The sequence below is a fragment of the Cryobacterium frigoriphilum genome, assembly GCF_004403305.1.
Lineage (GTDB): Bacteria > Actinomycetota > Actinomycetes > Actinomycetales > Microbacteriaceae > Cryobacterium > Cryobacterium frigoriphilum.
In genome coordinates, this window is sequence record NZ_SOHE01000042.1 from 1 (window position 1) to 18,185 (window position 18,185).

At 69.3% G+C, this 18,185-nt stretch carries 16 protein-coding genes; 8 read left to right on the forward strand and 8 right to left on the reverse strand.

Annotation, left to right across the window (positions count from 1 at the left end):
• Positions 1 to 202: 202 nt before the first annotated feature.
• Complete coding sequence (locus E3T55_RS09605) at positions 203 to 607, reverse strand: TOBE domain-containing protein (RefSeq protein ID WP_134519352.1); 405 nt, start codon at positions 605 to 607, stop codon at positions 203 to 205.
• A gap of 301 nt (positions 608 to 908) precedes the next feature.
• On the opposite strand from E3T55_RS09605, the gene E3T55_RS09610 reads away from it, so the two are divergent.
• The 6 genes from E3T55_RS09610 to E3T55_RS09635 all read left to right on the forward strand — a co-directional run bounded on the left by E3T55_RS09610 (position 909) and on the right by E3T55_RS09635 (position 5,686).
• A complete protein-coding gene (locus E3T55_RS09610; RefSeq protein WP_134519353.1) occupies positions 909 to 2,177 on the forward strand; it encodes a ThiF family adenylyltransferase in 1,269 nt (422 codons plus the stop codon).
• A gap of 2 nt (positions 2,178 to 2,179) precedes the next feature.
• Positions 2,180 to 3,700: a molybdopterin molybdotransferase MoeA gene (locus tag E3T55_RS09615; RefSeq protein WP_241992990.1), complete on the forward strand. Its 1,521-nt coding sequence runs from the start codon at positions 2,180 to 2,182 to the stop codon at positions 3,698 to 3,700.
• A gap of 37 nt (positions 3,701 to 3,737) precedes the next feature.
• The gene (gene moaC, locus E3T55_RS09620) at positions 3,738 to 4,220 is read left to right on the forward strand and encodes a cyclic pyranopterin monophosphate synthase MoaC (RefSeq protein WP_134519355.1); all 483 of its coding nucleotides are present in this window, start codon (positions 3,738 to 3,740) and stop codon (positions 4,218 to 4,220) included.
• A 124-nt stretch (positions 4,221 to 4,344) separates the two neighbouring features.
• Positions 4,345 to 5,160 carry a molybdenum cofactor guanylyltransferase gene (gene mobA, locus E3T55_RS09625; RefSeq protein WP_198418548.1) on the forward strand — a complete coding sequence of 272 codons (816 nt, stop codon included), beginning with the start codon at positions 4,345 to 4,347 and terminating at the stop codon, positions 5,158 to 5,160.
• Complete coding sequence (locus E3T55_RS09630) at positions 5,157 to 5,432, forward strand: DUF6457 domain-containing protein (RefSeq protein WP_134519356.1); 276 nt, start codon at positions 5,157 to 5,159, stop codon at positions 5,430 to 5,432. Before mobA ends, E3T55_RS09630 begins: the two co-directional genes overlap by 4 nt.
• Positions 5,429 to 5,686, forward strand: a complete 258-nt coding sequence (locus E3T55_RS09635) for a MoaD/ThiS family protein (RefSeq protein ID WP_241992991.1) — start codon at positions 5,429 to 5,431, stop codon at positions 5,684 to 5,686. Before E3T55_RS09630 ends, E3T55_RS09635 begins: the two co-directional genes overlap by 4 nt.
• 142 nt (positions 5,687 to 5,828) lie before the next feature.
• On the opposite strand, the gene E3T55_RS09640 is transcribed toward E3T55_RS09635, so the two are convergent.
• Both E3T55_RS09640 and E3T55_RS09645 read right to left on the reverse strand, forming a co-directional pair.
• On the reverse strand, positions 5,829 to 6,263 hold the full coding sequence (locus E3T55_RS09640) for a molybdenum cofactor biosynthesis protein MoaE (protein ID WP_134519357.1): 435 nt from the start codon (positions 6,261 to 6,263) through the stop codon (positions 5,829 to 5,831).
• Positions 6,263 to 6,778, reverse strand: a complete 516-nt coding sequence (locus tag E3T55_RS09645; RefSeq protein ID WP_134519358.1) for a MogA/MoaB family molybdenum cofactor biosynthesis protein — start codon at positions 6,776 to 6,778, stop codon at positions 6,263 to 6,265. The genes E3T55_RS09640 and E3T55_RS09645 overlap by 1 nt, the downstream gene beginning before the upstream one ends.
• Positions 6,779 to 6,977: 199 nt before the next feature.
• Here E3T55_RS09645 and E3T55_RS09650 point away from each other — a divergent pair, with 199 nt between their 5' ends.
• Positions 6,978 to 8,303: an MFS transporter gene (locus E3T55_RS09650; RefSeq protein ID WP_134519359.1), complete on the forward strand. Its 1,326-nt coding sequence runs from the start codon at positions 6,978 to 6,980 to the stop codon at positions 8,301 to 8,303.
• A gap of 520 nt (positions 8,304 to 8,823) precedes the next feature.
• A complete protein-coding gene (locus E3T55_RS20250) occupies positions 8,824 to 8,985 on the forward strand; it encodes a hypothetical protein (RefSeq protein ID WP_166791732.1) in 162 nt (53 codons plus the stop codon).
• A 154-nt stretch (positions 8,986 to 9,139) separates the two neighbouring features.
• Here the strand turns inward: E3T55_RS20250 and E3T55_RS09655 are convergent, their stop codons facing one another.
• The 5 genes from E3T55_RS09655 to E3T55_RS09675 all read right to left on the reverse strand — a co-directional run bounded on the left by E3T55_RS09655 (position 9,140) and on the right by E3T55_RS09675 (position 17,624).
• Positions 9,140 to 10,534, reverse strand: coding sequence for a dicarboxylate/amino acid:cation symporter (locus E3T55_RS09655; RefSeq protein ID WP_134519360.1), 1,395 nt, complete (start codon positions 10,532 to 10,534; stop codon positions 9,140 to 9,142).
• A gap of 211 nt (positions 10,535 to 10,745) precedes the next feature.
• Positions 10,746 to 11,519: a respiratory nitrate reductase subunit gamma gene (gene narI / locus E3T55_RS09660; protein ID WP_134519361.1), complete on the reverse strand. Its 774-nt coding sequence runs from the start codon at positions 11,517 to 11,519 to the stop codon at positions 10,746 to 10,748.
• Entirely contained in the window at positions 11,516 to 12,220 is a 705-nt protein-coding gene (gene narJ, locus E3T55_RS09665; protein ID WP_198418549.1) for a nitrate reductase molybdenum cofactor assembly chaperone, read from the reverse strand. Before narJ ends, narI begins: the two co-directional genes overlap by 4 nt.
• Positions 12,217 to 13,932 (reverse strand): nitrate reductase subunit beta, encoded by a 1,716-nt coding sequence (gene narH, locus E3T55_RS09670; protein ID WP_134519362.1) that lies wholly within the window; start codon positions 13,930 to 13,932, stop codon positions 12,217 to 12,219. Before narH ends, narJ begins: the two co-directional genes overlap by 4 nt.
• Entirely contained in the window at positions 13,932 to 17,624 is a 3,693-nt protein-coding gene (locus E3T55_RS09675; RefSeq protein WP_134519366.1) for a nitrate reductase subunit alpha, read from the reverse strand. Before E3T55_RS09675 ends, narH begins: the two co-directional genes overlap by 1 nt.
• Positions 17,625 to 18,185 lie beyond the last annotated feature (561 nt).

The following is an 18,185-nucleotide window of genomic DNA, read 5'->3' on the forward strand; positions in this document are numbered from 1 at the left end:
CAGCCGCCGAGCGCGAGGGCGAACGCGGCCGCGAGCGCTGCCGCCGCGATGCCGCGACGGCCTGCGCCGGCCTGCGCCGATGAGCGCGCCCCGGTTGTTGAGCCTGTCGAAACAGGGTGCGCGCTACGGTAATGGCCGTAGCGGCTACCCGGATCGGGGGCGGTCGCCACTCCTCGGCCTCGGCCACTGCTCGGGCGCGGCATCATGCGCTGCGCCCCGGGGTCTCGACGATCACGTTGGTGGCCTTGATGACGGCGACGCTCAGCGACCCGACCTCGAGGCCGAGTTCGCGCACGGCCTCGCTCGACATCAGGGAGACGACGCGGTGCGGACCGCACTGCAGTTCGACCTGCGCCATCACGGTGTCCATGGTGATCGCGGTGACGATGCCGACGAAACGGTTGCGGGCGCTGCGGCCGACACTCGACGGATCGGCCGGCACGCTGGCCTGCTCCTTGGCGAGGGCGGCGAGTTGGGCGCCGTCGATGGCGAGACGTCCGGCGGAATCGGCCGCGGCATCCACTTTTCCGGCGTCGACCCAGCGGCGCACGGTGTCGTCGCTCACGCCGAGCAGCTCGGCCGCTTCACTGATCCGATATTGCGTCATGAATCGCAGATTACCACCGCATCTGCGGTTTACACGGTTGGTCTCGCCCGCGGTTCCTCACCGCCCCGGTGGCTAATTCAGGCAAACCACCCGGCGAACGCAGCCGCCGCCGCACTGGTCCGCGACGACGGATGCCGCCGGCCGCACTTTTCCTGAATTCGCCACACAGCACCACAGGCAGGAGCCGCAGGCAGGAGCAGCAGGCCGCAGGGCGCAGGCCGCAGGGCGCAGGCAGGAACAGCAGAAACACGGGCCACCGGCGCGGGGTGGAGCCACAGCCGGGAAAGGCTAGCCTTAAGGCATGGCCATTTCTCCCCTCGTCGAGCCGGTTGCGCGGCTCAGTCCCGCCGAATCCGTGCGTACCGCCCGCCAACGCCGCCTGCCGCAGCTCAATGAGCTCGGTCAGCGCCGCCTTGCCAACGCCCGCGTGCTGGTGCTGGGCGCCGGCGGCCTCGGATCCCCCGCCCTGCTCTACCTGGCCGCCGCCGGAGTGGGCACGATCGGCATCGTCGATGCCGACGACGTGGAGCCCAGCAACCTGCAGCGTCAGATCGTGCACGGTCAAGCGGATGTCGGCCGCCCCAAGGTAGACAGCGCCGCCGAAAAGGTACTCGCGATCGCCCCCGAGGCCGTCGTCGTGCGTCACCCCGAACGGCTCGTCGCCGCGAACGCCGCCGAGATCATCGGCGGCTACGATGTGGTCATCGACGGCACCGACAACTTTCCGACCCGGTTCCTGGTGAACGACACCTGCGCGGCGCTTGGGCTGCCGCTGGTGTGGGCATCCGTGCTGCGTTTCGATGCCCAGCTCTCCGTGTTCTGGGCGACCCCGCCTGCCGACTCGGGCCTGACCGGCGTGCATCTGCGGGACCTGTTCCCGACCCCGCCGGCCGAAGGCGAGGTACCCAACTGCGCCGAGGCCGGCGTGCTCGGCGCTCTCTGCGGCCAAATCGGCTCGCTGATGGCGACCGAAACCATCAAACTCATCACCGGAATCGGCACCCCGATGATCGGCCGCGTGCTCGTCATTGACGCACTGTCGGGCCGATTCAGCGAGATTCCGCTGGCCGGAACCGGAATCGCCGCAGCGCCGACACCGGCCGAGGTGGCCGCATCCGCTGCCGCCGACGCTGCCGCCGAGACCGCGGCCGACTCGCCCGAGGTTTCGACGGCCGAGCTGCTCGCCCGCCTCGACGCCCGCGCCCTCGGCACCGACGACTTCGAGGTGCTCGACGTGCGCGAGCCGAGCGAGCACGCCGAAAGCTCGATTCCGACCGCCCGGTTGCTGCCGTTCGGCGACCTCGTGACCCCCGCCGGCCAGTCGTCCCTGCCGCGCGACCGTGCGCTCGTTCTGCACTGTCAGGCCGGCGGACGCGCCACCCGCGCCGCCGCCGCCCTGCGCGCCGCCGGCTTCACCGACGTGTCCGTCTTCACCGGCGGCATCGAAGCCTGGAACGACGCCGTCGCCGCCGGTGACGCCCCCGGCCTGGGCAGCAAATGGGCAGCGGATGCCGCCCCCGGCTCCCCCGGAACGCCCGACGCAGCCGTCGCCGCCGGAACCCCGGCCTGATCGTGACGCCGAACGAGCACGCCGAGCCCTCCGGTCACGCCGAGCACTCCGAACCCGGCGTTCCCTCTGAACGAGCCGTCCGCGACGGGCACACCGGGCACACCGAACCCGGCGAGCACGCCGGGCACTCCGACCACGCGCCCACCGCGGGCGGCGACGCCTGCGCACCGGCCGCATCCGCTCGCAGCGTCGCCGAGCAGCTCGCGCACGTGCTCGCCCAGGTGAGCGCCCTGCCGCCCGTTCGGCTGCCGCTCGATGAGGCCCGCGGGCTCGTGCTCGCTGAAGACGTGTTCAGCGCGACGGACACGCCGCCGTTCGACAACTCCGCGATGGACGGCTATGCCGTGCGCCGCGCCGACCTGCTCGGCGCGTCCGAGGCGACGCCGATCACCCTGCCGGTGATCGCCGACCTCGCCGCCGGCACCGCCGAGAACCCGTACGTGGGCCCCGGGCAGGTCGCGCGCATCATGACGGGGGCGCCGCTTCCCGACGGCGCCGACGCCATCGTTCCGATCGAACACACTGATCAGGGCCGATATTCCGTGGTCGTGACGGTGCCGCCGGAGCCGGCAGCGCACATCCGTCGGGCCGGAGACGACGCCCACGCCGGCGACACCGTGCTGCGCGCCGGGCTGCGGCTCTGGCCGACCCGCATCGGCGCGGCGGCGAGCGCCGGCACGTCGACCGTGCTGGTGCACCCGGCGCCGCGCGTCGCCGTGATCTCGACCGGCAGCGAACTCGTTGTGCCCGGCGAGCCCACTCGGCGCGGGCAGATTCCCGACTCGAATTCCTTTCTGCTGTCCGCGGCCGTCGCCGAGGCCGGCGGAATTGCGCTGCGGATCGGCGCCGTTCCCGACGACGACGACACCCTGCGGGAGCTGCTCGCGAGCCTCGCCGGCACGGTCGACGCGATCGTGCTGTCGGGCGGGGTCAGCGTCGGCGCCTACGACGTCGTCAAGGCGGTGCTCGCGCCGCTCGGCACGGTCGGCTTCGGCCCGGTCAAGATGCAGCCGGGCAAACCGCAGGGATTCGGGCGCTGGCCCGCGACGGTCGGCACACCGGCGGAAGCCGGCACGCCCGGCACGAACGGCACGCCCGGCATGCCTGCCGCAACCGGCCTGCCCGCGCAGGGCGCCGAGGCGGCCGGGGCCGCGGCATCCGTCGCCGGCCCGCTCATTTTCGCCCTGCCCGGCAACCCGGTCAGCGCCTACGTCTCGTTCGAGGTCTTCGTGCGTCCCGCGCTCAGACGGATGCAGGGCCTCGCCACCCTGCAGCGTCCCACCGTGCAGGCGGTCGTCGCCGACGGCTGGTCCTCGCCCGCGGGCCGCGCGCAGTACATGCCCGTCGTGATCGAGGCCGACGGGGACCGCACGCTCGCCCGGCGCGCGGCCCGCGGCGGATCCGGCTCGCACCTCGTCGCGAGCCTCGGCCAGGCCACCGCGTTCGCGGTCGTGCCCGAGGAGGTCACCCGGGTCGTGGCCGGCGACACCGTCACGGTGCTGCTCACGACGCTGGCCGACTGACAGTGCTGGCAGACTGCAGTGCTGGCAGACTGATCAAATGACCTCAGCAGACCAGCCCTTCACCCACCTCGATTCCACCGGGCAGGCGCGCATGGTCGACGTCACCGAGAAGGTGCCGACCGTGCGCAGCGCGACCGCCGCAGGCTTCGTGCGCTGCGGCCCGCGCGTGATCGCCGCCCTCCGCGACGGGTCGACGCCGAAGGGCGACGTGCTCGCCGTCGCGCGCATCGCCGGCATCCAGGGCGCGAAAAAAACCGCGGACCTGCTGCCGCTTGCCCATGTGATCGGGGTGCACGGGGCCGTCGTCGACCTGATCGTGCAGGACGACGGCGTCAGCATTGCGGCGACCGTGCGCACCGCAGACCGCACCGGCGTCGAAATGGAAGCCTTCACCGCCGTCTCGGTCGCGGCCCTCGCCGTCGTGGACATGGTCAAGGGACTCGACAAGTCCGTCACGATCGAGAACATCCGCCTGCTGGTGAAGACGGGCGGCAAGTCCGGCGAATGGCGCCGCGAATGAGCTGCCAGCCCGCCCGGGCGGCGTGCGCGGCGACGGATGCCGCACCCGGCTCGGTCATGACCGCCCCCGAAACGGGTAGCCGCTACGGCCGTTACCGTAGCGCTCACCCATATCGGGCGCACTCGTGACCCCGCGCGGCCCCGCGGCCCCGGATCCCGGCCCCACGAGCCCGACGAGCCCCACGAGCCCCGTGGCCCCGGATCCGAGCCCCACGAGCCCCACGAGCCCGACGAGCCCGACGGTCGACCTGATCGTGCTCGCCGGCGGGCGCGGAAGCCGCCTCGGCGGTGCCCTCAAGCCCACGGTCGAGGTCGACGGACGCAGCCTGCTCTCCCGGGTGCTCGACGCCCGCCCCCTCGCCCGGCAGACAATCGTCGTCGGCCCCGAGGCAGCCCGCCCGCCCGCCACCAGACCCGACACCACTCCCCTCATCTGGACGCTCGAAGACCCGCCCTTCGGCGGACCAGCCGCCGGCATCGCGGCCGGCATCGCCGCTCTCTTCGCCCCAACCGCCCCGCACCCCGCCGACTGGATCCTCCTGCTCGCCTGCGACCTCCCCTGGGCGACGGATGCCGCCCCCCTCCTGATCGCGGCCGCCACCGACCCGAACCTCCCGAGCGCGGTCGACGGCATCCACCTCGTCGATGAGACCGGGCACGCGCAGTGGCTCGTGGCAATCTATCGGGGGCGGGGGCTCGCGGCATCCGTCGCCCGGCTCGGCGCCGAGGTGCGCGGCGCCAGTATGCGCGCCCTGCTGGGAGGGCTCCAGTTGCGCGGGCTGCCCGACCCGTCGGGCGTCAGCCGCGACGTGGACACGTGGCAGGATGTTTCACAGACCACCGAACTTCTCCGCGCCACCGAACTTCTGCGCGCCACCCCACTTCTGCAGAGCGGCGCCGAACCACGCACCCCGCCGTCCGACCTCAAGGAGACCCCATGAGCACCGCCGATCCCCTGCCGCCCGAAGCCCTCGACGCGTGGCTTTTCGCCCTCGCGACCAAGCTCGGCCTCGACCCCGACGACATCCCGGTCGGGCTGTTGCTCGACGTCGCCCGTGACGTCGCCCACAATGTGGCGCGACCGGCGGCTCCGCTCAGCACGTTCCTGGTCGGCCTCGCGGCCGCGCAGAACGGCGGCACGCCGGCCGACATCGAACACGCCGCGGCGCTCGCGAGCGAACTGGCCCTCGGCTGGGCCCCGCCGAAGCTGTGACGGGCAGCGCTGTGATGGTCAGCATCCGCTTCTTCGCCGGCGCCGCGGAGGCCGCCGGCACCGAATCCCTCACCCTCGAGACCGCGACGGTCGGCGCGCTGCGCCACGACCTCGTCGAGCGCTTCGGCCCCGAGTTCGCGCGGGTGCTCGGCCTCTGCGCCCTGCTGGTCAACGGAACGCGGGCGACGGATGACGCGGCCCGCCTCCCCGAGGCCGCCACCGTCGACGTGCTGCCGCCCTTCGCCGGCGGCTGACCAGCCCAGCCCGCCGCCCGGCCCCGCCCGGCCCCGTACCATTCGACGGTGTTCAGCCCGCTGGGGCGCGTTTTCGGCGCGAAAACGCCGGTTTAGGGCCCAAACTCCGTCGAATGGTACGTAGCGCTACGAAAAGCGCGCGCTACAGGCCGACCCAGGTGTGCGTGCCGCCGAGCTCGTACTGCTTCTTCCAGATCGGTACCTCGGCCTTGACCGCCTCGACGAGCGCCTCGCAGGCGGCGAAGGCGTCACCGCGGTGGGCGCTCGCGACCGCGGCGACCAAGGCGAGGTCGCCCACCTCGAGGTGGCCGATTCGGTGGCTGACCGTGAGTTTCACCAACGGATGCTCCGCCCTGACCCGGTCGGCGATCTCACCGATGATGCGCTGAGCGTCGGGATGTGCGCTGTAGTCGAGTCCGGTGACCCGATCGGCGGCGTCGGGGTCGTGGTCGCGCACCTGGCCGATGAACGTCACGACGGCGCCGTCGGCGCGGGAGGAGACCGCGGCGACGTGCTCGGCGAGGTCGAGGGGGGCATCCGTCACCACGGCGAAACCCTCGGGCAGACGAGCGGGCATCAGTGGTCGCCGCCGTCGAGCTGGTCGATCACGTGGCGCACGAGCGGGGCGAGCAGCGTCACGCCGTCGAGCACGCCGCCGACCGAGCCGGGCAGGTTCACGACGAGTGCGCCGCGGTTGCCGACCGAATCGGCGATGCCGGCGATGCCGCGACTCAGCACGGCCGTCGGGATCGTCGCGGCGTTGACCTGGCGCATCCGCTCGCTGATGCCGGGCAGCAGCGTGCGCAGCAGCGGCCGGGTGCCCTCCGGGGTCAGGTCGCGCGGGGCGACGCCGGTGCCGCCGGTCGTGATGATGAGGCGGGATCCGTCGCCGAGCGCGGCCGCGATCGCCCCCGACACGCTCTCGACGCCGTCGGGCACGACGCGGGCCGGGCCGCAGGGAATGCCGGCGTCGGCGAGGGCGTCGACGGCCGCCGGTCCGGACTGGTCCTCGCGTTCTCCGCGGGCCGAGCGGTCCGAGACGGTGATGACGACGGCGTGCAGGGAGGCTCCGAGTTTGGGCTGTGTTTTCACCCTTCCAGCGTAAGCCCCCGCGCCGAACCGGGAGCGAGCATCCACTTCGGCGACGGATGCCGCCCCACGCCCCCGCGCTCATCTCGCCGAAGGTCCCGTCTTCATTTGTCACGGTGTTTGCGCGTTGATGCCCGGACCACGCTGGGGGAGGCTGAGAAACAAGCGGGCCCGGTGCCCGATCGCGACGTTGAGGAAGAACATGTCTACCGTCACCACACCCGTTGTTGGCTCCACACTGAAGCCGGACCTCTCGAACTGGGACCCGGAAAACGACGAAACCTGGGATAAGAAGCTCGCCTGGCGCACGCTGTGGATCACCACCTTCAGCATGACGCTTGGCTTCGCTGCCTGGTACCTGGTCAGCGCGATCGCGCCCCGGCTCAACGACATCGGGTTCGACCTCAGCACCAGCCAGCTGTACTGGCTCGTCGCCCTGCCAGGCCTCGCCGCCGGACTGCTGCGGCTCGTGTTCATGTTCCTGCCGCCGATTCTCGGCACCCGCGTGCTCGTCGCCCTCTCGAGCGCGCTGCTCTTGCTGCCGATGATCGGCTGGACGCTCGTCGCCCGCGACACCTCGACCCCCTACTGGGTGCTGCTCGCACTCTCCTTCGCGGCGGGTATCGGCGGCGGCAGCTTCTCGGGTTTCATGGCCTCGACCAGCTACTTCTTTCCCAAGCGTCTCGCCGGCACCGCCCTCGGTCTGCAGGCGGGGCTCGGAAACTTCGGCATCGGCCTGATTCAGCTGCTCACCCCGTGGGTCGTCGGTTTCGGCCTGCTCGGCACCGCAGCCCTCACCCCCGAGAGCGACTCGAACGGTGAGCTGGTCTGGCTGCACAACGGCGGCCTCGTGCTCATCCCCTGGGTGATCCTGGCCGTCGTGCTCGCCCTGCTGTTTCTGAAGCGAGTGCCGATCAAGGCCAATTTCCGCCAGCAGCTCGACATCTTCCAGGTCAAGCACACCTGGATCATGACCGCCATCTACCTCATGAGCTTCGGCGCCTTCAGCGGCCTGGCCGCGCAGATGGGCCTGATCATCCTCAACGTCTACGGCGACTTTCCCGACGCGCCCAACCCACTCGCCTTCGCCTTCATCGGCCCCGTCGTCGGCGCGCTCGTGCGTGCGGCGTCCGGCCCGCTCTGCGACCGCTTCGGTGGTGCCATCTTCACCTTCATCGGCGGAGCGGGCATGGCCGTCGGCACCATGGTCACGGTGTTCTTCCTCACCCCCGAATCGGTCGAGGAGTTCAACGGGTTCCTCACCGGCATGATCATCATCTTCTTCTTCTCCGGACTGGCCAACGCCGGAACCTTCAAGCAGATGCCGATGATCTTCCCCAAGCGCCAGGCCGGCGGCGCCATCGGCTGGACCGCCGCGATCGCCGCCTTCGGCCCGTTCATCGTCGGCATGGCCCTCACCGCCATGAGTCCGACCGCCTTCTTCATCGGCTGCTCGGCCTTCTGCGTGTTCTGCACCGGGCTGGCGTGGTTCTACTACGCCCGTCCGGGCGCCCCGAACCCGAGCTAACCCTCGGTTCGCCCCACCCCTTCAGCCCCCGTGCCTCCACACGGGGGCTGTTGCGCGCCCGCCCCCGCCGCGCCTGCGTGCCGGTTGTTGAGCCCGCCGCCCGGTTGCTGAGCCCGCCACCCGGTTGCTGAGCCCGTCGAAACACGACGGAGGGTGCACCCGGATTCGACCGGGCCCAGGTGCCGAAACCCGTGTTTGTCGGGTCGAACCGTCGAGTGGTGGGGCCCCGACGCGCCCGGCGGCCGCTGACCAAGCCCAAGGGGCCATTGTTGGCGTCTCGTCAGCGAGAAGCCAGAAAACGCCCCTTGGGCGCCACAGCTGCCGAACGAGACGCCAAAAATGGCCCCTTGAATCGACTTCAAGGGGCCATTTTTGGCTTCTCACCGAGGGAACCCACTGGTGAAGGGGCTATTTCTGGCGTCTCGTTGACGAGACGCCAGAAAACGCCCCTTGCCGCGGAACACCGGGGCCGCACGCACCGGGATACCCCGGGTGGATACTGGGTCGAGGGGGTCACCACATGTCCGCACTCGAAAACACCACTCCGCCTAGACCAAACGAGCCGATCGGCGGCGATCCGGTCTGCTGGCTCGAGCGGGTCTGCCCCGACTGCGGAGCGCTCGTCGAGGCCGAGTTGCCCGCCGTGTGCTGGCGCTGCGGCGTCACCGTCACGCCGTCCTGACCGAAACCGACACCCCACCGGGTGGCGAAAACAGGACGTTCTGCGCCCGTGTCGGCCTACGCAGCACGAAACGCGCCCGTAGGCACGCCGCCTCCTGCTTTCGCCACGCACCGGCCGATTCGGCAGCGGATGCCGCGGCATCCGCTGCCGAAAACTACACCCGGGCGGGCTCGGCGACCTCTACAGCCGCGGGAGCCTCAACGTCGGAGAGCGACATGCGCCCGCGCGGCGCGTTGTACAGGCCGTGGTCGAGGATGCCCTGGCGCTTGGCGACGATCGTCGGCACGAGCGCCTGGCCGGCCACGTTCACGGCGGTGCGTCCCATGTCGAGCAGCGGGTCGACGGCGAGCAGCAGGCCCACGCCCTCGAGCGGCAGGCCGAGCGTCGAGAGCGTCAGCGTCAGCATCACGACGGCACCGGTGGTGCCGGCGGTCGCGGCCGAGCCCAGCACCGAGACCAGCACGATCAAAAAATACTGCCCGACGTCGAGGGAGATGCCGAAGAACTGGGCCACGAAAATCGCCGCGACGGCGGGATAAATGGCGGCGCAGCCATCCATTTTGGTGGTCGCACCGAGCGGCACGGCGAACGACGCGTAGGCGCGCGGCACTCCGAGGCTGCGCTCGGTGACCCGCTGGGTGAGCGGCAGGGTGCCGATCGACGAGCGCGACACGAAGCCGAGCTGCACGGCCGGCCAGACGCCCGAGAAGTACTGCCGCACCGACAGCCCGTGCGAGCGGATCAGCACCGGGTACACCACGAACAGAACGAGCACGAGGCCGATGTAGATCGCGACCGAGAACTTGCCGAGCGAACCGATGGTGTCCCAGCCGTAGACGGCCGCGGCGTTGCCGATCAGGCCGATCGTGCCGAGCGGCGCGATGCGGATGATCCACCACAGCACCTTCTGGATCACGGCCAGAGCGGATGCGTTCAGGTTCAAAAACGGGTCCGCCGCCTTGCCGACCTTCAGCGCGGCAATACCGATCGCGATGGCAATCACCAGGATCTGCAGCACGTTGATGCTGACGGAGGTGCTCGCGACGCCCTCGGTGACGGAGGTGTTCGCGCCGAGGCCGAGGAAGTTCTTCGGGAACAGTCCGGCGAGGAACCCCCACCAGCTGCCGGTGCGGCCCTCGTACGAGGAGTCAGCCACGAGGCCGGTGCCGGCGCCGGGCTGCAGCAACACACCGAGGCCGATGCCGATCGACACGGCGATCAGGGCGGTGATGGCGAACCACAGCAGGGTGTGCCAGGCGAGCTTGGCCGCGTTGGAGACCTGCCGCAGGTTCGCGATCGAGCTGACGACGGCAGTGAAGATGAGCGGCACGACGGCCGTCTGCAACAGGGCCACGTAGCTCGACCCGAGAACCTGCAGCGTCGCGCCGAGGCCGGTGGGGGCATCCGCTGTGCTGCCGGTGTATTTGGCAATCAGGCCCAGGCAGAGCCCGATGATCAGGGCGGCGATGATCTGCACCCCGAACGAGGTGACGAATTTCGGCAGGCGACGGGTGGGGGTGCTCGATGTGGAGCTCGTGTTTGTACTCACACGTTCAAGCCTACGTCGGCCGTGGGGGCCGGTCTGGCCGGGCCGTCACACGCTGACACGGCACTGCAATCCTTCCGAGCACGCCCGTACCATTCGACGGACTTCAGGCCCGAAAACCACGTTTTCGGCCCAAATACCGGCTCGAAAACGGTCAAACTCCGTCGAATGGTACGGGGACACAGGGCTCCAGAGCTCCAGGGCCCCAAGGCGGTTAGCGGCGGATGCGGTCGCGGTCGCGGCGGGCGACCGGGCGCTGGCTGCGCTCCCAGCCACGCGGCACCTTGCGGGCGCTGTTGCCGGTGTGGTGCGAGCGCGAGCGGTACACGACGTAGGGGCGCACGAGGTAGCCGAGCGGCGCCGAGAACACGTGCACGAGCCGGGTGAAGGGCCACAGCAGGAACAGCGTCGTCGCGCACAAGACGTGCAGCTGGAAGAAGAACGGCACGTCGCTCATGAGCGACGGGTCGGGCTGGAAGCCATAGAGCGAACGGATCCACGGCGAGATCGAGCCGCGGTAGTCGTAGCCGCCGCCGAAGATCTGGTACAAAACCGTCGCGGTCGTACCGAACAGAATCGTTCCGCCGAGCAGCACGTACATGACCTTGTCCATCACCGTCGTGACGAGCAGCACGCGCCCGTTCAGGCGGCGCCGGTAGATCAGAATGCCGAGGCCGGCGACGGTCAGCACCGCCGCGAAGGTTCCGAGCCAGGTCGCGCCAAGGTGGTAGATGTGCTCGGTCACGCCGAAGAACTCGAGCCACGGCTTCGGAATGAACAGCCCCACGACGTGCCCGCCGATGACCATGAGCATGCCGTAGTGGAACATGGGCGAACCCCAGCGCAGCAGCCGGTTCTCGTAGGTCTGGCTCGACCGCGAGGTCCAGCCGAACTGGTCATAGCGGTAGCGCAGCAGGTGACCGACGACGAACACCGCCGCCGCCGCGTAGGGGAACGCGACCCAGAGCAGAAAATCCCAGGCATTCATACGAAGACATCCTTAGTGGGTGACGCGGTGAACGGCTTCAAATTGCCGAGAAACGACACCCCGACCAGTTCGGTCGGCGGGCCCTCATTGACCAGATCGAGGTAACGGCGACGGGTCTCGTCGTCGATCGCCGGCAGCGACAGCGACACGGCCTCGACGAGGTGCGCGTACGGGCTGTGCACGGTTTCGAGGGCGCTGCGCAGCACCTCGATGCCGTCGCGGTGCGCGGCGAGCAGCTCGCGGGCGATCGGCGAGTCCGACAGTGCCGAGAACTCGAGCACCATCGGCAGGTAGTCGGGCAGTTCGTCCGCCGCGACCTCCCAGCCGGCCGCCCGGTATGCCTCGACGAAGCGCACGAGCGCCATGCCGCGCCGGCGGGTGTCGCCGGCCGCGTAATAAGAGAGGTACGGGCAGCACTTGCGCTTCAGGTCGAAGGTCGCGGTGAAGTGCGCCTCCAGCTGTTGCCCGGTCATCGCATCCGCTGCCTCAAAAAACGCGCCGAACGCCCGAAGCAGCGGGTCGGGCAGCACGGCGACGGATGCCCGCACCACGTCGAAACGCGCGCGGCGTTCCGGAGACGGGTAGTCCAGCAAAATGGATGCCGCCATGTGCGCGATCACGGCGTGATCGCTCGTGAGGTTGATCGCCGACACCGTGCGGGCCAGCTTCAGCGGGGTCTGCAGAATGTTGGGAAACCTCATGCGGGACTCACCGAACCAGCGCCGCCGAGCTTGGGGGGAAACATGCCTTCCGGCGCGCCGCCCGACCCGTTCCAGTTCAGCAGGTTGATGCGCCCCGGGGTCGCCGGCCGGGTCTTGATGATCGGGGAATCCCCGACCATCTCGTTGTAGTTGTCGACCGTCGAGTTGAGCGGCATGCCGGGCGTGTTGCCGTAGGGGCCAGCCGGGCCCTGGTCGCGGCCGCCATTGTGCGGGCCGGCGTGCGAGGTGGGGCCGCCCATACCGGGGCCGCCCTCGTTGTCGAGCGAGCAGCCGAGCTCGTCGAGCTCGCGTGCGGTCTCGACGTGCGCCTTCGGGATGACGTAGCGGTCCTCGTACTTCGCGATGGCGAGCAGGCGGTACATGGCCTTCATCTCGGTGGCGGTCATGCCGACCGACTCCGGGATGCTCGCGTTCTCTTCACGTCCGAGGTTGATGTCGCGCATGAAGGAGCGCATCGCGGCGAGCTTGCGCAAGGAGGACTCGACGGGCTTCACGTCGCCGGCCGAGAACAGTCCGGCGAGGTACTCCACCGGGATGCGCAGCTTGTCGATCGCGGCGAACAGGGTGCGGGTGTCTTCGCCATCGGCGCCGGAGTTGCTGACCACGTCGACGACGGGCGAGAGCGGCGGGATGTACCAGACCATGGGCATGGTGCGGTATTCGGGGTGCAGCGGCAGCGCGACCTTGTACTCGGTGATGAGCTTGCGAATAGGGCTCTTCTGCGCGGCTTCGATCCAGTCATCGGCCATGCCCTCGGCCTTTGCGGCCGCGATGACCTCGGGGTCGAAGGGGTCGAGGAAGCAGGAGCGCTGCGCTTCGAGCAGGTCCTGGTCGTTCTCGACCGAGGCCGCGTCGAGCACCGCGTCGGCGTCGTAGAGCATCAGGCCGAGGTAGCGCAGGCGACCGACGCAGGTTTCGGAGCAGATGGTGGGCTTGCCCTGCTCGATCAGCGGGTAGCAGAGCGTGCACTTCTCGGCCTTGCCGGTCTTGTGGTTGAAGTAGACCTTCTTGTACGGGCAGGCGGACACGCACATGCGCCAGCCGCGGCATCCGTCTTCATCGACGAGCACGATGCCGTCTTCCTCACGCTTGTACATCGCGCCCGAGGGGCAGGCACTGACGCAGGCGGGGTTCAGGCAGTGCTCGCAGATGCGGGGCAGGTAGAACATGAAGGTCTCTTCGAACTCCATCTTCACCTTCTCGCTCATCGTCGCGAGAATCGGGTCCTGCGCGGCGGTCTCCTGGGAGCCGCCGAGGTCGTCGTCCCAGTTGCCCGACCACTTGATGTCCATGTTCTTGCCGGTCAGCAGGGACTTCGGGCGGGCGACGGGGCTCTGCGTGCCGGCCGGTGCGGTCGTCAGCATGTCGTAGTCGTAGGTCCACGGCTCGTAGTAGTCGTCGATGCCGGGCAGGTCAGGGTTGTTGAAGATGTGGGCGAGCTTGTTGAGGCGTCCGCCGCCCTTGAGCTTCAGGCGGCCGCGCTTGTTGCGCACCCAGCCGCCCTTCCAGCGTTCCTGGTCTTCGTACTGGCGCGGGTAGCCGAGGCCGGGCCGCGTCTCCACGTTGTTGAACCAGGCGTATTCCACGCCTTCTCGGTTGGTCCAGACCTGCTTGCAGGTCACGGAGCAGGTGTGACAGCCGATGCACTTGTCGAGATTCATGATCATCGACATCTGGGCCATGACGCGCATTAGTATTCCACTTTCTGGCTGCGACGACGGATGGTGGTGACCTCGTCGCGTTGGTTCCCGGTCGGTCCGAGGTAGTTGAAGGCGAACGACAGCTGGGCGTAGCCGCCGATCAGGTGAGAGGGTTTCAAGAGGATGCGGGTGAGCGAGTTGTTGGTGCCGCCGCGCAGCCCCGAGGTCTCCGCGACCGGAACGTTGATCGTGCGGTCCTTCGCGTGGTACATGTACACCGTGCCCTCCGGCATCCGGTGCGACACGATCGCGCGGGCGACGACGACGCCGTTTCGGTTGTAGGACTCGATCCACTCGTTGTCGATCACGCCGATCTTCTCGGCGTCCTGCGGGCTCATCCAGATGGTCGGGCCACCGCGAGAAAGCGAGAGCATCATCAGGTTGTCCTGGTATTCGGAGTGGATTGACCACTTCGAGTGCGGCGTGAGGTAGCGCACCGCGACCTCGGCGCGACCCTTCACGGCCGGGTCCCCGGTGGCATCCGTCGACCCGAGCACGACGTCCTGAAAGAGCCGGTGCATGTCGAGCGGCGGGCGGAAGATGGGCAGCTGCTCGCCGAGCTCGATCATCCAGTCGTGGTCGAGGTAGAAGTGCTGGCGGCCGGTGAGGGTGTGCCAGGGCTTCAGGTGTTCGACGTTGATGGTGAAGGCGCTGTAGCGGCGGCCGCCGTGCTCCGAACCCGACCATTCCGGGCTCGTGAGCACCGGGACCGGCGCACCCTGGACATCCGCGTAGGTGAAACGGCGACCGGCGTTGTCGCTGGCCAGGTGCGAGAGCTGCGTGCCGGTGCGCTCCTCGAGCTGCTGGAAACCCTGGGTGCCGAGGCGCCCGTTGGTGGTGCCCGACAGGGCGAGCACCATCTCGCAGGCGTGGATCGCGGTGGTTAGCTTGGGGCGGCCTGCGGCCGGGCCGGATTCCATCAGCCCGTTCTTACGGCCGAGGTACTCGACCTCCACGTCGGGGTTGAACTTGACGCCCTTCGTGACCATGCCGAGCTTGCCGGTGAGCGGGCCGAGCGCGCCGAGCTGCGCGGCGAAGGCCGGGTAGTCGCGCTTGACGACGATGAGCTTGGGCATCGTGATGCCGGGGATCAGCGTGTCGATGTCTCGCACGGTGCCGTGCGGGGTGCTCATGGCGTCGGGGGTGTCGTGGCTGAGCGGCGCGGCGACGAGGTCGTTGCGCACCCCGAGGTGGGTCTCGCTCATCTCGCTGATCTTCGCGGCGAGCACGTGGAAGATGTCGAAGTCGGTCTTGGCCTGCCACGGCGGCGCGATCGCGGGGTTGAACGAGTGAATGAACGGATGCATATCCGTCGTCGACAGGTCGTTCTTCTCGTACCAGGTGGCCGGCGGCAGCACGACGTCGCTGTAGACGGTCGTGCTCGTCATGCGGAAGTCGCTCGTCACGAGCAGGTCGAGCTTGCCCTCGGGAGCGGATTCGTGCCACTTCATGGTCTGCGGGCGGCGGTCCTCGGGCGACTCGGGGGCACGCACGGCGGACTTGGCACCGAGCAGGTGCTTCATGAAGTACTCGTTGCCCTTGCCCGAGGAGCCGAGCACGTTGGCGCGCCAGACGACGAGCACCCGCGGAAAGTTCTCGGGGGCGTCGGGGTCTTCGCAGGAGTACGCGAGGCTGCCGTCCTGCAGGGAGTCGACCACGTACTGGGCCGGTTCGACGCCCGCCGCGGCGGCGTCGTCGACGAGGTCGAGCGAGTTGCGGTTGAAGGTCGGGTAGCTGGGCATCCAGCCGCGCTTGGCCGATTCGACCAGGGTGTCCGCGGTGGTGCGGCCCTTGAAGATGCCGGTGCCGAGCGGGCTCGCGAGGGTGTCGGCGGACAGGCCGTCGTAGCGCCACTGGTCGGTGGCGAGGTAGAAGAAACCGGTGCCGATCATCTGGCGCGGCGGGCGCACCCAGTCCAGGCCGAAGGCGTACTGGCCGTAACCGGTGAGCGGACGCACCTTCTCCTGGCCGACGTAGTGGGCCCATCCGCCGCCGTTGACGCCCTGGCAGCCGGTCATCGTGGTGAGGGCGAGGAAGGCGCGGTAGATGGTGTCGGAGTGGAACCAGTGGTTGGTGCCGGCGCCCATCAGAATCATCGAGCGACCCTCGGAGTCTTCGGCGTTCTGCGCGAATTCCCGGCCGATGCGTTCGGCGGCCTGCATCGGCACGCTCGTGATCTCTTCCTGCCAGGCGGGGGTGCCGGGGCTCGACGCGTCGTCGTAGCCGGTGGGCCACACGCCGGGAAGGCAGTCGCGGCCCACGCCGTACTGCGCGAGCAGCAGATCGAAGACGGTCGTGACGAGCGCTCCGCCGATCTGGCGCACCGGCACGCCGCGGCGAATGACTCCGGCGCCGCCGGCGTGCTGTTCGCCCTCGTCGTCGGTCGTCGGGGACACGTCGAAGCGCGGCAGGTCTATCTCGGCGACGGATGCCGCGTCCCAGTCGGGTGCATCCATGATCGACAGCAGGGGGTCGACGCCCTCGAGGTCGAGGTTCCACTTACCGACGTCGCTCTCGCTGAAGCGGTGGCCGATGGAGCCGTTGGGCACGACCGCGGCGCCGTTCTGGTCGAGCAGTACCGGCTTGAAGGCGGCGCTCGCGACGGTCGAGGGGGTGCCGGGCAGGGCATCCGCTGTCACGAATTTGCCGGGCACGAAGGCGTCGCCGCGCTTCGTGAGTGAGATGAGATAGGCGCTATCGGAGAATTTCTTCATGTACTCGACGAAGCGCGGGGTGCGGCGGTCGACGAGGAATTCCTTGAGCACGACGTGGCCCATGGCGAGGGCGAGGGCGCCGTCGGTGCCGGGGTGCACGGCGAGCCACTCGTCGGCGAACTTGGAGTTGTCGGCGTAGTCGGGCGAGACGGTGATGACCTTCTGGCCGCGGTAGCGGGCCTCGACCATGAAGTGCGCGTCGGGGGTGCGGGTGACGGGAACGTTGCTGCCCCACATGATGAGGTAGCTGGCGTTCCACCAGTCGGCGGATTCGGGCACGTCGGTCTGGTCGCCGAAGACCTGCGGGCTCGCGACGGGCAGGTCGGCGTACCAGTCGTAGAACGAGAGCATGGTGCCGCCGAGCAGCGAGATGAAGCGGTTGCCCACGCCCTGCGACACGATCGACATCGCCGGAATCGGGCTGAAGCCCACGACCCGGTCGGGGCCGTACTTCTTGATGGTGTGCACGTGGGCGGCGGCGACGATTTCGGATGCTTCGTCCCACGTCGCGCGCACCAGGCCGCCCTGGCCGCGGGCGCTCTTGTACTGCTTGGCGGTTTCGGGGTTGCCGGTGATCTCGGCCCAGGCCAGCACGGGGTCGCCGAGGCGGGCCTTGGCTTCGCGGAACAGGTTCAGCAGCACGCCGCGCACGTAGGGGTAGCGCACCCGGGTCGGCGAGTAGGTGTACCAGCTGAACGCCGCGCCACGCGGGCAGCCGCGGGGCTCGTATTCGGGAGAGTCGGGGCCGACGGAGGGGTAGTCGGTCTGCTGGGTCTCCCAGGTGATGATGCCGTCTTTGACGTACACCTTCCACGAGCAGCTGCCGGTGCAGTTCACGCCGTGGGTGCTGCGCACCTCTTTGTCGTGGGTCCAGCGGTCACGGTAGAAGGAGTCGGCGTCGCGGCCGCCCTCGAGAAAGACCGATCGCAGGTCGGCGGATGCCTTGCCGCGCCGCAGAAAGCGGCCCATGCCCACGAGGGTCTCGGCGAGAACGGTGTCGGTTCCGGGCTTGTAGGTCTTGCCTGCCTTCTTGCCGCTCGTGGTGGCCTTGGCGTCGGCCCGGGTCGGGGTGATGCTGGCGCCGAACTCGGTGAAGCTTGACTCTGCAGGCGTTTTCACGGCACATTCCTCGCTAACCAGGGATTACCCTCGCGGCAACCACCCATATTTCGAGTTTTGCCGCTGCGGATCAGGGGTTCAAGCGCAGAACACCGTGACAAATGGCGGGGTGCCCGCGGGCCCCGGCGCCCGGTGCTTCAAGCCCGGGCCCTGCGTACCATTCGACGGTGTTGAACCGATTCAGGGTGGACGGGTCAACACCCTGAAAAGCGCCTCAACACCGTCGAATGGTACGCGGTGACGGATGCTGCGGCCCGGCCCGGCGCATCCGTCGCCCCCGCGGTCGGGAGCGTCGCCGGCTGCCGCACCCGACACGCGCGCGGCCGCGCGGTAGTAGCGCCGCTGCGCGGTAGGCACGCCTACGGCGCAGCGGCGCAGGTACCGCGAATCTCGCCAGCCGCGCGGGCGACC

Coding starts and splice junctions, on each gene's coding strand:
- E3T55_RS09605 (WP_134519352.1), bottom strand. CDS start 607: ATGACGCAATATCGGATCAGTGAAGCGGCCGAGCTGCTCGGCGTGAGC.
- E3T55_RS09610 (WP_134519353.1), top strand. CDS start 909: ATGGCCATTTCTCCCCTCGTCGAGCCGGTTGCGCGGCTCAGTCCCGCC.
- moaC (WP_134519355.1), top strand. CDS start 3,738: ATGACCTCAGCAGACCAGCCCTTCACCCACCTCGATTCCACCGGGCAG.
- E3T55_RS09630 (WP_134519356.1), top strand. CDS start 5,157: ATGAGCACCGCCGATCCCCTGCCGCCCGAAGCCCTCGACGCGTGGCTT.
- E3T55_RS09640 (WP_134519357.1), bottom strand. CDS start 6,263: ATGCCCGCTCGTCTGCCCGAGGGTTTCGCCGTGGTGACGGATGCCCCC.
- E3T55_RS09650 (WP_134519359.1), top strand. CDS start 6,978: ATGTCTACCGTCACCACACCCGTTGTTGGCTCCACACTGAAGCCGGAC.
- E3T55_RS20250 (WP_166791732.1), top strand. CDS start 8,824: ATGTCCGCACTCGAAAACACCACTCCGCCTAGACCAAACGAGCCGATC.
- narI (WP_134519361.1), bottom strand. CDS start 11,519: ATGAATGCCTGGGATTTTCTGCTCTGGGTCGCGTTCCCCTACGCGGCG.
- narJ (WP_198418549.1), bottom strand. CDS start 12,220: ATGAGGTTTCCCAACATTCTGCAGACCCCGCTGAAGCTGGCCCGCACG.
- narH (WP_134519362.1), bottom strand. CDS start 13,932: ATGCGCGTCATGGCCCAGATGTCGATGATCATGAATCTCGACAAGTGC.
- E3T55_RS09675 (WP_134519366.1), bottom strand. CDS start 17,624: ATGGGCCGCTTTCTGCGGCGCGGCAAGGCATCCGCCGACCTGCGATCG.